Below are 15,959 nucleotides of genomic sequence, written 5' to 3' on the forward strand. Positions count from 1 at the left end.
ATATACGGCGGCGAGGCCGCCGACTCCGCGGGCGGCGAGGCCGCCGACTCCCCGCAGTAGCGCACCGTGCGGTTCTTCAAGTATCACGGGCTCGGCAACGACTTCGTCGTCGTCGACCTCCGCGCCGCACAGCGCGGCGACGGTCCGTGGCCCGAGGACCCGCCGGCGGTCCGCGCGCTGTGCGATCGCCGGTTCGGCGTCGGCGCGGACGGCGTGTTGCCGATCCTGCCGCCGCAGGCCGACGGCGCCCACGCGCGGATGCGGGTGCTCAACGCCGACGGCAGCGAAGCGGAGATGTGCGGCAACGGCATCCGCTGCGTCGCCAAGCACCTGTACGAGCGCGATCCCGCGCTGCGGACGTCCCCGCTGCGCATCGACACCGGCGCGGGGACGCTGGCGTGCGCGGTCGACGCCGACGGGGGCACGGTCACCGCGGTGGCGGTGGACATGGGCCGGCCGCGGCTCCAACGGGGCGACATCCCCATGACGGGCCCGGCGAGCGAGCGCTGCGTCGCCGCGCCGCTCGACGTCGAGGGCCGTGCGATCACCGTCACCGCCGTGTCGATGGGCAATCCGCACGCGGTCGCGTTCGTCCCCGAGACCGGCCCGGCGCTGCGAGCCCTGGCCGAACGGGTCGGCCCGGCGATCGAGCGACATGCGTGGTTCCCTAACCGCACCAACGTCGAGTTCGCGCACGTCCACGCGCCCGATGCGATCGAACTCGTCGTGTGGGAACGCGGCTGCGGGATCACCCTCGCGTGCGGCACCGGCGCGTGCGCGACGGTGGTCGCGGCCTGCCTCGAGGGCCACTGTCGGCCCGGCGGCGACGTGGCCGTCAGCCTGCTCGGCGGCACCCTGCACATTCGCGTCGCGGGCGACTACAGCGGCGTGCGCATGCGCGGCCCGGCGACGCACGTGTTCGACGGCGACATCGACCTCGCAGCGCTCGACCTCGGACGCTGACCGGCCCGCGTCCGCCGCCGTTGCGCCGGCGCGGCCGTCTCGCCTACGATCGCACCGGAGGTGCTCGTATGACCCGCGCTGCCTGCGCCATCGCGATCGCACTCGGGTTCGGCGCTGCGGCGCGCGCCGAAGCGGCCGCGTGCGACTCCAATCTGATGATCGTCCTCGACCGAAGCTGCTCGATGAACAAGTCGCCGGGCGGCGGCGAACCGCGCACGAAATGGGACATCGCGGTCGACGCGATCGGCCAGCTCACGACCGCGTACGCGGGCCAGTTGCGGTTCGGCCTCATCATGTTCCCGGACGAGGACGGAGCCAACTGCGTCCAGGATGGGCCCATCTACGTGCCGGTCGGCGACGACACCGGCGCCGCCGTCGTCGCCGCGCTCGAAGCGACGCAGCCCACGGGCCCCTGCGTGACGAACATCGACACGGCCGTCGCCCAGGTGTCGGCCGATCCGGCCTTCGACGGAACGCCGGACCCGTCTGGGCGGCGCGGTTTCGCGCTGCTCATCACGGATGGCAAGCAGTCGGGAAGTTGCGGCGGCAACGGAGCAGACCCGACCACCATCGCTAACCTCGAGGCGCTGTACGCGGCCGGTTATCCGACCTACGTCGTCGGGTTCGGCGGCGGCGTCGATCCGGACGACTTGGCCGCGTTCGCCGCCGCCGGCGGCGTGCCCCGTGCCGGCGACCCGCCCTACTACCAGGCCGACGACGCGGCCGCGCTCGCGGAGGCGCTCGACGCGATCGCCGGCGACATCGTCGGCGACCCGGAGCTCGGCGGCTGCGCCGGCACGCCCTGCCCCGACGGCCGTTGCTTCGGCGACGGCGAGCGCTGCGTCGACGGCGTGTGCGTCGTCGACCGACCGGATGCCGGCCCCACGCCGGACGCGGGCGCCGCCGACGGCGGCGGCGCGGACGGGGGCGGCGGCGCGGCAGCCGGGGATGGCGACGGCGGCTGCGGCTGCCGCGCCGGCGGCCGCACACCGGCCGGTCCGACCGGCGCCATGGCCCTCGCCGCGCTGGTCGCGCTGGCTCGTTTCCGCCGTCGCGGCTCGCCGCGACGCGCGTGACCGCGCCGCGGCCGGGGCGCGGTCCGCCGAGTCGCAGGGCAACACGCGATCGACGACGACCGCGACCGGCCGCGCTCGCGGTCGACGGCGCATGCTTCGGCCGGAGCCCCGGGCGGCCGCGCCGCGCGAGGATCGGGGGACGCGGCACGGCACGCGTGGCCGGCGCCAGCTCGACCAAGCCGCGCCGCGCGCCGCCGGGATCTCGCCGGTCCGATGCGGACGCCGGCGCGGTGTGCCGCGCCAGCGCGGCGAGCCGGCAAGCGGCTCGTTCGCCCCGCTCGAGGATGTCCGCCGCGGCGAGGGCTACGACGGCGGTTGCCGTCCGGCGCAGCCCGAGTCAGAACAGCGCGCCCTGGCCGCCCCGCTCCGGTGCAGGCACGCCGAGGTGCTCGAACGCGCGGCGGTTCGCGACGCGCCCGCGCGACGTCCGCGCGATGAACCCCTCTTGCAACAAGAACGGTTCGATGACCTCCTCGAGCGTGCCGCGTTCCTCGCTCATCGACGCGGCGAGCGCCTCGACGCCGACCGGCCCGCCGTCGAAGCGCTCGACCAGGATGGTGAGATAGGTGCGGTCCAGGCGGTCGAGGCCGGCCTGGTCCACCTGCAGCCGATCGAGCGCCGACGCCGCCAGCGGCCGGGTGATGCTGCCGTCCCCCTCGACCTCGGCGAAGTCGCGCACGCGGCGAAGCAGCCGGTTGGCGATGCGCGGCGTGCCTCGCGACCGCCCCGCGATCTCCGCCGCCCCGCCCGCGTCGATCGGGACGCCCAGCAGTCGCGCCGACCGCGACACGATTGCCGTGAGGTCGTCGACGCCGTAGTACGAAAGCTGCGCGTGGAACCCGAACCGGTTGTGCAGCGGCCCGGTGAGCAACCCCACGCGCGTGGTCGCGCCGAGCAGCGTAAACGGCGGCACCGTGAGATTGACCGTCTTGGCGTGCGGCCCCTCGCCGAGGACGAAATCGAAGCGGAAGTCCTCCATCGCCGGGTAGAGATTTTCCTCGACGACCGGGCTGAGCCGATGGATCTCGTCGATGAACAGCACGTCGCCGGCCGACAGCGACGTGAGCAGTTGCGCCAGCGCGCCCTTGTGATCGATGGCCGGGCCGCTGGTCGTGTGCAGCCGCACCCCCATCTCGTTGGCGATGACGTGGGCCAAGGTCGTCTTGCCGAGGCCGGGGGGCCCGGCGAACAGGATGTGGTCGAGCGCCTCGCCCCGCTTGCGCGCGGCCGCGACGAACACGCGCAAGTTGTCGAGCAGCTCGCGCTGGCCGACGTAGTCGGCGAAGGACTGCGGCCGCAGAGCGTTTTGCAGCTCGACCTCGCCGAGCTGTTCGCGCGGATCGAGCGCGTCGCGGTCGACGTGCGCCTGGCGAGCCATGGTCCTTCCCGTATACCCCAGCCGTCCGACATGCGCGACAATCCGCCGCCGGGACGGCCGCCGCGCCCCGCGCGGGCGGCGTCACCGCGGCATCTTCTGCAGTGCCGCGCGCAGCAGCATCTCGAGCGTCGTCCCGTCGCCGGGGACGTCGAGGGCGGCGACCGCCTTGTCGGCGGCCGCCGGCCGGTAGCCGAGGCTCACCAGAGCCGCCGCGACCTCGTCGAGCAGCGGATCCCGCGCGCCGGTCGGCCCCGGGCCGGCCCCTGCCGCCCCCCAGCTCGCCAGCAACAGCTCGCACCGCTCGCGCAACGTAAACACGATCTTCTTGGCCGTCGCCTTGCCGATCCCCTTGAGCGACGCGAGCCCGGCTTCGTCGCCCGCGGCGATCATCTGCGCGGCGGTCACGTGGCCGGCGGCCGACAGCACCTTCAGCGCCCCGGCCGGTCCCATCTTGTCCACGTCGGTCAGGGCGCAGAACAGCTCGCGCTCCTCGAGCGTGGCGAACCCGTACAGCGCGAACCGGTCCTGCGCGAAGTGCGTATGGACGTGCAGCGTCACCCGACTTCCCACCGCCGGCAGCGCCGCGCGCGTGGCGGCCGACACCGCGGCCTCGTAGCCGACGCCGCCACAGTCGACGACGACGTACTCGACGCCGCGCGGGTCGACGCGGTGTTCGACGAACGTGCCGTGCAGCCTGGCGATCATGCGACGCCTCCGGCCGCGCGCGCATGCGTGAGCGCGACCGCCAACGCATCGGCGGCATCCGCCGGCGGCGCGGTGCGCAGGCCCACGAGCGTTTGTACCATGCGTGCGACCTGGTCCTTGCTCGCGCGACCGTGGCCCGCGACCGTCTTTTTCACCATCGCCGGAGGATACGAATGCACCCGCAGGCCGGCCATCCCGGCCACGGCGAACACGGTGCCCCGCGCGTGCGCCAGCGCGAGCGCCGACCGCGAGTTGATCCCGCGAAACACGTCCTCGACGGCCACGACCACGGGTTTCAGGTCGGCGATGACCTGCGCGAGATCGCGCGCCAGCTCGGCGAGCCTGTCCTCGAGCGGCGCAGCCGCGGTCGCTCCGAGCACGCCGCACTCGATGTACGCACACTCACCCCGCGCGTCCGCGTCCACCACCGCGTAGCCGCAGCGCCGGCTGCCGGGGTCGACACCCAGCACGCGCATCACGCGCTCACGCGGTCGGCCAGCTCATCGTCGATGTCGTAATTGGCGTAGACGTTCTGCACGTCGTCGAGGTCTTCGAGCGCGCCGATGAGCTTGAGCACCGACGACGCGGTGTCCGGATCGGTGAGGGTCACGCGCGTGTCGGGCACGTTGTCGACCTCGGCGTGCTCGATCGGAATGCCGGCCGCCTCGATGGCCTCCTTCACCGCGAGGAACTGAGACGGATCGGTGTCCACCGTCCATACCTCGCCGTCGTCGCGGACGTCCTCGGCGCCGGCCTCGAGCGCGACTTCCATGATGCGATCCTCGGACGCCGCCGACTGCAGCACGTTGATCAGGCCGCGCTTCTTGAACATCCACGACACCGACCCGGACGCGCCCAGGTTGCCGCCGTGCTTGTCAAAGATGTGACGCACCTCGCCGACCGTGCGGTTGCGGTTGTCGGTCATGCACTCGACGACGATGGCGACCCCGGCCGGGGCGTAGCCTTCGTAGACGACCTCCTCGAACGCTTCGCCGCCGCCGCCAGTGCCCTTTTCGATCGCGCGCTCGATGTTGGCCTTCGGCACGTTCGCCGAGCGCGCCCGGTCGATCGCCAACCGCAGGCGCGGATTGCCCGCAGGGTCCCCCCCGCCCATGCGCGCGGCAACCTGGATCTCCTTGATCAGCTTCGTCCACTGCTGCGACCGTTTGGCGTCGACAGCGGCTTTTTTGCGCTTGATGGTCGACCATTTGCTGTGGCCGGACATACCGGGAAGGTACCGCTCGGCGCCGCAGCCAGGCAACCGCGTCGCGCACCTGACGACGTGCGGCCGGCCGCGCGTGCCGTACAATCCCGCCGATGCTCCGCCGCGCCGCCCGATGGATCGCGACGGCCGCCGCCGCGTGGCTCGCCGCGTGCAACGCCCGCCCGGCGCGGTCTCCCGCGGCCTCCGATCCGGTCCGCACGGCCGCCCGCGCGTACCGGATCGAGCGCCCGGAGCAGCTGCTGTCCGGCCCCGCCGCCGACGGGCGGACGGGGGACTACCGCATCGACAACGGCATCGTCGCGGCCGTGGTCAACGCGCCCGACAACGCGCTGGGATTCGCGTTCTCCGGCGGCAACGTGATCGACGCCGCCCGCGCCGGCGGCGACGACGCGCTGCGCCAGGTGTTCGTCTATCTCGACGATCAGTTTCCGCGCCAGGCCGTGTTCGACCGGGTCGACGTGGCGGTCGCCGAGGGCGACGAAGCCGTGCTCGTGGCGCGCGGCGTCGACAGCGACGACCCGGCCGTCGAGATCGTGCATGAAGTGCGCCTCGCCGCGGGGGCCGACTATCTGACGCTTCGCACGACCGTGCGCAACCGCGGCCCCCAGCCGGTCACCGGCTACGAACTCGGCGACGTGATCCAGTGGGGCGCGTGCGAACGGTTCGCGCCCGGCTCCGGCGACGCCCGCGGCCGCCTCGACCTACCGTGGGTCGCGGGCGACTGCGGCGCGGTGAGCTACGGCTACGCGGCAGCGCGCGGGCGGCTCGGCGGTCCGCACGGGTCGTCGTGGAGCGATCCGGTCGTCGACACGGTCGACCTCGCCCCCGGCGCATCGTCGACCTACGAACGGTTCCTCATCGTCGGCGACGGCGGCGGCGTCGCGACGGTCGCGGGGCGCGCGCTCGCGCTGCGCGGCGAGCCGGTACGCCCCGTCGCCGGCACCGTGGTCGATCCGCGCGGTACGCCGGTCGCAGACGCGGTCGTCGAGGCCCTTCGCGACGGCGCACCGCACATGCGAGCGCGCAGCAACGCGCAAGGCGGGTTCGCGCTGCCGCTGGCGCCGAACGCCGATTACGAGTTGGTCGCGCATGCACCGGGACGCGTCGGCCGCCCGCGCAGCGTGTCGACCGCGGACCCGGTGGCGCCCATCGAACTGCTCGTGTCCGCGCAGTCGGTCGCGCGCGTGCGGGTGTCGCCGCGCGGCCCGGCCAAGATCACCGTGCTCGGGGTCGACGGGACGCCGGACCCGACCCTCGGCCCGCGCCATCGCGCCGCCGGTGCGGGCCGTGTGGCGATCACCCGCAACGGCGTCGTCGACATTCCACTCGTCCCCGGGCGCTATCGGTTCGTCGCGTCGCGCGGCATCGAATGGACGATCGATGCGCGGGAGGCCGCCGTCGCCAGCGGAGAAACCGTGGCCGTCGACCTGGCGATCGAACGGGCCGTCGCGACGCCGGGCTACCTCGCCGGCGACTTCCACCAGCACGCGCGCCCGTCCGGCGACGCGGCGGTGTCGCTCGACGACCGCGTGCTCACCAATCTCGCCGAGGGCGTCGAGATCCTCGGCGCCACCGACCACAACGCGATCACCGACTACGCCGCCGCGGTGGCGCGCGCCGGCGCGCGGGGCGCGATCGCGATCGTCACCGGCGTCGAGGCGACCAGCGAGTACTACGGCCACTTCAACGCCTTCCCGCTGCCGCTTGCCCCCGACGCCCCGCGCGGAGGCGCGCCCAACGCGGGACGCATGCGTCCCGGCGACATCTTCGACGCCGTCCGGGCCATCGCCCCCGGCGCGATCGTTCAGGTCAACCACCCGCGCGCCGCGGGGATCGGCTACTTCCGGCTGGCGGGCTTCGATGCGGATGCCGACCGTCCTCCGGCCGGGTTCCGGCTCGACTTCGACGCGATCGAGGTGCTCAACGGCAAGCGATTCGACGAGACCCCCGACGTGCTGCGCGACTGGTTCTGGCTGCTGCGCCACGGCCACCGGGTCACCGCAATGGGCAATTCGGACAGCCATTACGTCGTAGGCCAGGAGGTCGGCTATCCGCGCAGCTACGTCGGCGCCGGCACGGACGACCCGGGCCGCGTCACGCCCGACGCGGTGGTCGACGCGATTCGCCGCGGCGACGTCGTCGTCACCAACGGCCCGTATCTACGCGTCGAGGCCGGCGGGCGGTCCGCCGTAGGCCGCACGTTGCCGCCGGGGACGCCGGTGCGCGTCTCCGTCGACGCCGCTCCCTGGGTCCACGTCGACACGCTCACGCTGTACCGGGACGGGACAGAGTTCGAACGCATTCCAGTGGCGGCCGGCGCGCGCGTCGACCGTACGCTGCCGCCCGGCAGCTGGTACGTGTTCCTCGTGCGCGGCAGCCGGCCCCTCGATCCGGTCGCGCCGGGGGCGGTGCCGTTCGCGCTCGCCAACCCGGTGTGGATCGAACCGGCGCGGTGACGCGCGGGTTCCCAGTGCGCACCGCGGTCGTCTATCATGGAATCAACACCGCCGTATCGCCGGGAACCGATGCGGCCGGTCGCCCACCAGCCTCTCCGCCACCGTGCCTCCGCAGACGAAGTCCAAGTCCGCCCGTGCGGCGGCCGGCGATCTGACCGACGCCGACGTCGTCGCGGCGGTCGACGCCGTGCTCGCGGAGCGCGGCTACGACGGCCTCACCGTCCAGGCCGTCGCGGCGCGCGCCGGCGTGCGCGCGGCGGACCTGCGCGCACGGTTCCGCTCGCCGCACGACCTGTTCGACCTGGCGCTCGCCGCGTACTACGACCGCCACCGCACGGCGCTCGCGGCCGCGCTCGCGGCAGACGCGCCGCTTCGCGACCGCGTGCACCAACTCGTCGACGCGTGGCTCGACACGGTGGATGCCAACCCCACCTACGCGCGCATCGTCCAGGCGCAGCTCGCGACCGACGGCCGGCACGCGGAACGCATCCGCGAACACCTGCGCCGCGCGCTCGCGCCGATCGAAACGCTACTAGCCGAGGTCACGCCCGCCGACGGGCCGCTGGCCGCACGCCACTTCCACGTGAGCCTCGCCGGTGTCATCGCGAGCTACTTCACCTATACGCCGATCATCGGCACGCGCGCCTGGGGCAACAACCCGCTGTCGCCCGGAGCGCTGGCCGAGCGCCGCGCCCACGTTCACTGGATCGTGGACGTGTGGCTCGACGCGCTGACCCGGCGCTAGGTGGCCGCTGCGTATCGGCGCGCCAGCGAGGTTGCGAGCTGCGAGGCGAGGTTCGGCGCACGCCCGCAGCGCACGAGGGCGCGTATCAACACCGAAGGGCGCGAGGACGTACGCCGAACATCGCCCGCCGATCGCGACCGCAGTCAGGTGGCCATCCGCAACAGCCACCTGGGTGGCGCCTTCGCGCGCTCGGCTCGCACCGCGCGCGCTACGGGAATACCTGTCGCTGGACGTAGGCGGCGCGGATGCGCTCGAGCGCAGACGCATACGCTGCCGTCCGCGCCGTCACCTTGCGCTCGCGCGCCAGATCGAACACGCGATGGAAGGCCTTCTTGATCTTCTGCGCCAGCTTCGCGTCGACCTCTTCCAGTTCCCAGTGCTCGCTCTTTTTGTTCTGGACCCACTCGAAGTACGACACGATCACACCGCCGGAGTTGCACAGAATGTCCGGAATGACGTCGATCCCCTTGTCGTACAGCACCTTCTCGGCCTCGAGCGTGGTCGGTCCGTTGGCGGCTTCGGCGACGACGCGGACGTCGATGTCCGCGACGTTGTCCGCGCGAATCTGGTTTTCGAGCGCTGCCGGCACGAGGATGTCGGCCTTGATCTTGAACAGGTCCGACATCGGGATCTCCTCGGCCTCGGGGAACTCGGCCAGGTTGCGGTTGGTCTCGTAAAACTTGGCGAGGGCGAACGGATCGATGCCCTTGTCGTTGTAGATCGCCGTGCGGCTGTTGCACGTGGCCAGCAGTCGCGCGCCGTGTTGCGCCAGCAGGATCGACGTGTGCATTCCGGCGTTGCCGAACCCCTGCACGACGAAGCTCGCTCCGGAGAGGTCGAACTTGTTGCGCTTGGCCCACTGCTCGATGCAGAACACGACCCCCTGCCCGGTCGCCTTGTCGCGCCCCTCCGAGCCGCCGCACTCGAGCGTCTTGCCGGTGACGACGTGTTTCGTGTTGAACCGCTCCAGCGACGGGTTGGCGTTCATGTACGTGTCCATCATCCACACCATCGTCTGCGCGTTCGTGCCGACGTCCGGCGCGGGGATGTCGTACTCGGGGCCGATGTTGCTCGCGAGCGCGTGGATGAACCGGCGCGTGAGCCGCATCAGCTCGTCCTGGCTGTGCTGTTTCGGATCGAACTGCACGCCGCCCTTGCCGCCGCCGAACGGCAGGTGTGCCAGCGCGCACTTGAACGTCATCCACATCGCGAGCGCCTTGACCTCGTCGATGTGGACGTCCGGGTGGTAGCGCATGCCGCCCTTGTACGGGCCGAGGATGTTGTTGTGCTGGACCCGGTACCCCTTGAACAGCCGGTACTGTCCGTCGTCCATCCGCACGGGGAAGTGAATCATCACCTCGTTCTTCGGCTGGGACAGGATCGTTCGGATCCACGGCTCGAGGTCGATCAGGTCCGCGCCCGCCTCGAACTGAGCCACCGCGGTCTGATAGGGGTCGTAGTCGCCGGTGCGTGACATGAAGGCGATTTATCACGAGCCGGCCGCCGAAAGCGCGGCCGGCTCGTGCCTGCCGGCCTGGCGCGTTGCGTCATCGGCGCGTGCGCACCGGCGACGGCTGCCGTACCATGGGGCCGATGTCCGAGTGGTCACCGACGAGTTGGCGCGAAAAGCGCGCGCTGCAACAACCGGCCTATCCGGATGCGGCGGCCGTCGACCGCGTCGTCGCCGAAATCGCGAAGCTGCCGCCGCTGGTGACGTCGTGGGAGGTCGAGCAGCTCAAGAGCCTGCTGGCCCGAGCGGCCCGCGGGGATGCGTTCGTCCTCCAGGGCGGCGACTGCGCCGAGAGTTTCGACGAGTGCGACTCGTCCGCGATCGCGGCCAAGCTCAAGATCCTGCTCCAGATGAGCCTCGTGCTGATCCATGCGACGCACAAGCCGGTCGTCCGGATCGGCCGCATCGCGGGCCAGTACGCGAAGCCGCGCTCCAAGGACACGGAGACGCGCGACGGCGTCGAGCTGCCCAGCTATCGCGGCGACCTCGTCAACCGGTCGCCGTTCACCGCGGCCGACCGCACCCCGGATCCAACGCTGCTGTTGCGCGGCTACGAGCGCGCGGCGCTCACGCTCAACTTCATCCGCGCCCTGGCCGACGGCGGCTTCGCCGACCTGCACCACACCGAGTACTGGGACCTCGGCTTCGCGCGCGACGCACCGGCGCGCGCCGAATACGAGCAGTTGGTCGAGTCGATCCGCGACTCCCTCGTGTTCATGGAGACGGTGGCCGGCGTCCACATCGACGACATGCGGCGGGTCGACTTCTACACGAGCCACGAGGGGCTGTCGCTGCTGTACGAGCAGGCGCAGACACGGCGCGTGCCGCGCCGTGAAGGCTGGTACAACCTGTCGACCCATTTCCCGTGGATCGGCATGCGAACGGCGCAGGTAGACGGCGCGCATGTCGAGTTCTTCCGCGGCATTCGCAACCCGATCGCCGTCAAGATCGGGCCGGGCATGACCCGCGAGTGGCTCACCGAGCTGATCCGTGTGCTCAACCCGGACGACGAGCCGGGGAGGCTCACGTTGATCCACCGGCTCGGCGCCGACCGGGTCGAACACGCGCTGCCGCCGCTGATCGAGGCGGTTCAGGCGGCCGGTGCGACTGTCACGTGGCTGTGCGATCCGATGCACGGCAACACGGAGACGACCGCCGACGGGATCAAGACCCGCCGCTTCGACAACATCCTCGCCGAACTCGAGCGCTCGTTCGACGTCCACGCGCGATCCGGCACCGTCCTGGGCGGCGTCCACTTCGAACTCACCGGCGAGGATGTGACCGAATGCATCGGCGGCGCGCGCGGGCTGAGCGAGGCCGACCTCAAACGCGCCTACCGGTCGCAGGTCGACCCGCGGCTCAACTACGAGCAGTCGCTCGAAATGGCGCTGCGCATCGCGACGAAGCTCAAGGCGGCTCGCCGCGCCCGCGGCTGACCGCGCGCGGCCGCCGGCATCATTCCGCGGTCACCGGCAGCAGCATGCGCGCGAGCGCGTCCGGATCGCGCACCTTCTGGTCGCGCAACCAGGTCCGCGCGGCGGCGGCGGCGCGCGCGCCGGCCGCGTCGCCCGCGATCTGCCCACAGCGCAGGCGAGCGACCGCGGCGTGCAGCGACGTCCCCTGCCCCGCCAGGTCGTGCGCGGCCTTCGCCCACTCGCGGCCGGCGGCGGCGCGCGCGCCGTCGAGCGCGGCCGCACCGCCGCGCAGCATACCGGCCCACGGCGCCGCGACCGGAACCGGCACGCGGGCGAGCTGGCGGGCGACGCGGCGTGCGATCGCGGCGTCGCCGAGGGCGAGCGCCGCTCTTCCCTGCAGATACAACGTTTGCGCCGCCAACATCGGAAGCCGCAGCAGCCGCGCCCGCCGCGCCAGCGGCAGCGCCTGCGCGATCCAGCCGGCCGCGGCGCGCGCCTCGCCGGCGTACAACGCCACGTCGGCGCGCCCGAGCATGGCGAACCAGTGCTGCAGCTGAAATCCGGCGTCCGGGCTGTCCCACGACGCGAGCGCGGCCTCCAACTCGGCCCGCGCAACCTCGGCATCGCCGGCCAGCAGCCACACCAGGATGAACCGCGATCGCAAACTCACCGCGCCATACCGATCGCCGCGCACGTCGCACGCGGCGGCGGCGGCGCGCACGCGGCGCTCGAGGCCCCGCAGATCGCCGGCGAACAGCGCCGCCAGGCACGCGTAGAGCTCGACCGTGTCGACCTCCCAGCCGCCGGCGGCCAGCGCGCGGAATCCGGCCAGCGCCGCGTCGTGCCGGTCGAGCGCGGCGCGCCAGTCGTTGTCCACGAAGTAATGTACCGCGCCGTGCGCCCACTGGACGAGCGCGCGCGCGTGCAGGTCGTCCGCCGCGTCGGCCGCCGCCTCCGCGCGCGACAGCACCTGGCGCGCGCGCCGCCCCGCGCCCTGTGCCGCGAGGTGGCCCGCGTACATCGCGAGCCCCCGCGCGATGCGCGCCGGGTCGCCCAACCGCAACGCGAGCGCGAGGTGACGCGCCTGGAAGTCGGCCGCGCGCACCGTGTCGATCATCGACAGCCCGACGGCCGCGGACCAGCAGGCGTCGGCCCGGAGCCGATCCCGGTCGGACGTGCGCCGGCGCGGCCGCCAGGTCAGCCCGCGCGCGCGCAGCCACGCGCGCCGTGCAACCAGCGTCGCGAGCGCCGCGCGGCCGCCCCGCACGGGAGCCAGGCCGACGTCGCGCAGCACGTCGTCGAGCGCCGCGCGCCCTTCGCGGACGTAGCCGCCGCGGAGCAACTCCTCGGCGGCCCGGCGCAACAGGTCGATGCGCTCGGCGCCGGCGGCGCCGTCGGCCGCGCTGCGATACGCCCGCGCCGCGTCGGCCGGGCGCCCCGCGCAGCCGAGGCACTCGGCCAGCGCGAGCTGGATGCGGCGCTCCTCCTCGTCGGAGAACGAACCCAAGCGGACGGCCATGCGGTACAGCTCGGCCGCGCGATCGAACTGCAGGCTCGCGCGGGCGGCGTCGGCGCCGCGCAGCGCGTGATGGGCCGCGCGGTCGTGCACGCCGGCGGCAAAGTAGTGGCGCGCAAGCGCCAGATCGCCTCCCTCGCCCGTGCGGTCGAGCGCGACGGCGAGCGACCGATGCAGCTGCCGCAGGCGCTCCGCACCCGCCGCGCCGACGAACGCCTGCCGCACGCGATCGTGAAACGGCTCGACGATGTCCGCCGCGCCGGCCGCGACCACGAGGTCCGCTCGCTGGAGCCCTGCGAGGTCGGCGCGCACGTCGCGCACGCCGCGGCCGGTGCTGGCGGCCAGGACGCGCTCGGACACCGGCTCGCCCGCCGCGCAGACGAGTTCGACCAGCGCGCGGCAGTCGGCGCCGAGATCGCGCGCGCGCGCGTGCAGCACGTCGTCGAGCGCGACCGACAGCGACGCCCCCCGCCCCGATGCGCGCACGAAGGCGGCCAGCGCGCGCACGAAATACGGATTGCCGCCGGCCTCGGCGGCGATGGCGTCGGCGAGGTCCCGCGCGTCGCGCCCGAGCAGCCGCCGCGCGAGATCGGCCGCGTCCGCCAGCGCCAGCGGCGCCAGCTCGAGGGTGCGGACGTCGACCCCGAGATCGGCCGAGCCGGTGCCGCCGCCCGACCGCACCGCGAGCAACACGAGCACGCGCGGCGGCTCCGGCGGGCGCACGATCGCGGCGAGCGCGCGGCGAGTGTCCGCATCGAGCCACTGGGCGTCGTCGACGACGATCGCGAGCGGCGCGCGGCGTGCCGCGGCGGCCGCGACCGCGCGCACGGCCGCCAGCGCGCGCGCGGCGTGGGCCGGGTCGACCGGCGCGAGGCCTCCGGTACGCGGCGACCGCAGCCACGCCAACGCGGCGCCGTCGGCAACCGGATCGGCCGCCGCGCCGGCGAACGCGGCGATGTGCGCCAGCAGCGCGTCGAGCGCACTGGCCGCCAACGGCCCGCGCTCGTAGCACCGCAGCCACCACACCGCGGCCCCGCGCGCCGCCCAACGGCGCGCCGCGCAGTCGGCCAGCGCGGTCTTGCCGATGCCGGACGGCCCGCGAATCTCGACGACCACGGCGCCATCGCGCGCGGCGCGCGCCGCGCGCTCGAGCGCGCGCAACGGCTCGTCGCGGCCGATCAGCTCGTCGGGCGCGCCGCTCACGGCCGCCCCCACACCGGCTTCTCGGGCGGCGGCGGCGACGGCGTTGCGGTCACGGGGCGTGTCACGATCGTGGCGCGGCGCACGGGTCCGGCACCCGCCGATTATCGCGCAGTCGCGATGGCGCGGCCGTTCGCCGGTCGAAAACTTGCGCGCTCCGACGAGGACGCCGACAGTGGATCCCGTGTTGCGCTGGGTGGTCTGCGCGGCGGCGCTGTCGGCCGCGGTCGGCGCCGGATCGCGGACCGCCGTGGCCGACGGCGGCCCGGCGGCGCCGCTCGGCCGCGCCGCGGTCCGCGCGACCGCCACCGGCCGCGGCGCCACCGCCGACAGCGTCGTGCTGCGCGGCCGCCGGGTGTGGACGGGCCGTCCCGGCGAGCGCGTCGTCAGCCGCATCGCGCCGTCGGCGCGGGGCGACGCCCTCGCGTTCGCCGTCCGCGGTCCGGGCGGCGCGGTCGCGCTGTGCGTCGTGCTCGTCGGTGAGGGCGCCCCGCCCCACGTCATGCGCTTCCCGGTGCCGGAGCGCGCGCGGCCGCGGCGCGGGCACGCGGTCACGTGGCTCGGCAGCCGCCGCGTCGCCTACGGTCCATCCGAACTGCAACCGGCTGTCGTCGCGTCGTGGCGCTTGCGCTAAGCTGCTGCCATGTCGAAAGCCAAGGTGGCGGTGCTGCGCGTGTCTCCCGACACGATCCTCGACGATGTCGACCGACTGTGCGAGCTGGCGGACATCCGACGAGCGCTCGATGCGTCGGCGCAAACCATCCTCAAAGACAACATCTCGTGGCACTACCCGTTCCCGGCGGCCAACACGACCCCGTGGCAGCTCGAGGGGACGATTCGCGCGCTGCGCGCGCGGGGCTTCGACGATCTCGTCTGCGTTCAAAACAAGACCGTCGTCACAGACGCGTTCAAGGGCGAAGACCTCAACGGCTACGTCCCGATCTTCGAGGCCTACGGCGTGCCCGTCCGCTATAACTTCAAGCCCGAGGACATGACGTGGTCCGCGTATCGGCCGCGCGCGAAGATGAACGTGCTCGACCGCATCTTCCCCGACGGCATTCTGATCCCGGACGATTTCCACGGCCGCAATGTCGTCCACCTGCCGACCGTCAAGTGCCACATCTACACGACGACGACCGGCGCCATGAAAAACGCCTTCGGCGGGCTGTTGAACACCAAGCGCCATTACACGCACTCGTGGATCCACGAGACGCTCGTCGACCTGCTCGCGATCCAAAAGGAGATTCACACCGGCCTGTTCGCAGTGATGGACGGGACGACCGCCGGCGACGGCCCCGGTCCGCGCACGATGCGCCCCCACGTGAAAAACGTGATGCTCGCGTCGGCCGACCAGGTCGCGATCGACGCGGTCGCGGCGGCGATGATGGGATTCGATCCGATGGACATCGGCTACATCCGGCTGGCCGACGAGCAAGGGCTCGGGCACGGCCGCCGCGATCAGATCGAGGTGGTCGGCGACGTCGATGCGGCCGACGAGAGGTGGGGCTTCTCGGTGGGCGACAACGGCGCGTCGCTCGTCGGCGACCTGCTGTGGTTCGGCCCGCTCAAGCGCATCCAGAAGCTGTTCTTCCACACGCCGCTGGTGAACGTGTTCGTGATGGGCAGCGAGGTCTACCACGACTACTACCGGTGGCCGCTGAAGGACCGCCGGGTGTTCGAGGCGTGGAAGCGCGATACGGCGTGGGGACAGCTGTTCGACTACTACCGGGCGCACGGCACCCTGCGAGCGCACGATCGCGCCGCGTAGCC

12 protein-coding genes are annotated in these 15,959 nt (G+C 73.0%); 6 read left to right on the plus strand and 6 right to left on the minus strand.

All coding sequences use genetic code 11. The features are described 5' to 3' along the window. Positions 1-66: 66 nt before the first annotated feature. Positions 67-963 carry a diaminopimelate epimerase gene (locus D6689_02425; GenBank protein RMH44367.1) on the plus strand — a complete coding sequence of 299 codons (897 nt, stop codon included), beginning with the start codon at positions 67-69 and terminating at the stop codon, positions 961-963. Positions 964-1,031: 68 nt separating this feature from the next. Then, entirely contained in the window at positions 1,032-2,039 is a 1,008-nt protein-coding gene (locus D6689_02430) for a VWA domain-containing protein (GenBank protein RMH44368.1), read from the plus strand. 337 nt (positions 2,040-2,376) lie between these two features. Here D6689_02430 and ruvB read toward each other — a convergent pair whose 3' ends face one another. The 4 genes from ruvB to D6689_02450 all read right to left on the minus strand — a co-directional run bounded on the left by ruvB (position 2,377) and on the right by D6689_02450 (position 5,347). After that, positions 2,377-3,417: a Holliday junction branch migration DNA helicase RuvB gene (gene ruvB, locus D6689_02435; protein RMH44369.1), complete on the minus strand. Its 1,041-nt coding sequence runs from the start codon at positions 3,415-3,417 to the stop codon at positions 2,377-2,379. 81 nt (positions 3,418-3,498) lie between these two features. Then, the gene (locus tag D6689_02440) at positions 3,499-4,122 is read right to left on the minus strand and encodes a Holliday junction branch migration protein RuvA (GenBank protein RMH44370.1); all 624 of its coding nucleotides are present in this window, start codon (positions 4,120-4,122) and stop codon (positions 3,499-3,501) included. After that, on the minus strand, positions 4,119-4,598 hold the full coding sequence (ruvC, locus tag D6689_02445) for a crossover junction endodeoxyribonuclease RuvC (GenBank protein ID RMH44371.1): 480 nt from the start codon (positions 4,596-4,598) through the stop codon (positions 4,119-4,121). The genes D6689_02440 and ruvC overlap by 4 nt, the downstream gene beginning before the upstream one ends. Further along, the gene (locus D6689_02450; GenBank protein RMH44372.1) at positions 4,598-5,347 is read right to left on the minus strand and encodes a YebC/PmpR family DNA-binding transcriptional regulator; all 750 of its coding nucleotides are present in this window, start codon (positions 5,345-5,347) and stop codon (positions 4,598-4,600) included. Before D6689_02450 ends, ruvC begins: the two co-directional genes overlap by 1 nt. 92 nt (positions 5,348-5,439) lie before the next feature. Here D6689_02450 and D6689_02455 point away from each other — a divergent pair, with 92 nt between their 5' ends. Both D6689_02455 and D6689_02460 read left to right on the plus strand, forming a co-directional pair. Then, positions 5,440-7,803, plus strand: coding sequence for a hypothetical protein (locus D6689_02455; GenBank protein ID RMH44373.1), 2,364 nt, complete (start codon positions 5,440-5,442; stop codon positions 7,801-7,803). After that, entirely contained in the window at positions 7,736-8,548 is an 813-nt protein-coding gene (locus D6689_02460) for a TetR family transcriptional regulator (GenBank protein ID RMH44374.1), read from the plus strand. Before D6689_02455 ends, D6689_02460 begins: the two co-directional genes overlap by 68 nt. A gap of 208 nt (positions 8,549-8,756) precedes the next feature. On the opposite strand, the gene D6689_02465 is transcribed toward D6689_02460, so the two are convergent. Then, complete coding sequence (locus D6689_02465; GenBank protein ID RMH44375.1) at positions 8,757-10,025, minus strand: Glu/Leu/Phe/Val dehydrogenase; 1,269 nt, start codon at positions 10,023-10,025, stop codon at positions 8,757-8,759. Positions 10,026-10,132: 107 nt separating this feature from the next. Between D6689_02465 and D6689_02470 the strand changes: the two genes are divergently transcribed. Then, positions 10,133-11,494: a 3-deoxy-7-phosphoheptulonate synthase class II gene (locus tag D6689_02470; protein RMH44388.1), complete on the plus strand. Its 1,362-nt coding sequence runs from the start codon at positions 10,133-10,135 to the stop codon at positions 11,492-11,494. Positions 11,495-11,513: 19 nt separating this feature from the next. Here D6689_02470 and D6689_02475 read toward each other — a convergent pair whose 3' ends face one another. Next, positions 11,514-14,585: a hypothetical protein gene (locus D6689_02475; protein RMH44376.1), complete on the minus strand. Its 3,072-nt coding sequence runs from the start codon at positions 14,583-14,585 to the stop codon at positions 11,514-11,516. Positions 14,586-14,832: 247 nt separating this feature from the next. Here D6689_02475 and D6689_02480 point away from each other — a divergent pair, with 247 nt between their 5' ends. After that, positions 14,833-15,957, plus strand: a complete 1,125-nt coding sequence (locus D6689_02480; protein ID RMH44377.1) for a DUF362 domain-containing protein — start codon at positions 14,833-14,835, stop codon at positions 15,955-15,957. The last annotated feature ends 2 nt before the right edge of the window (positions 15,958-15,959 follow it).

The organism is Deltaproteobacteria bacterium (assembly GCA_003696105.1).
Taxonomy (GTDB): domain Bacteria; phylum Myxococcota_A; class Polyangia; order Haliangiales; family J016; genus J016.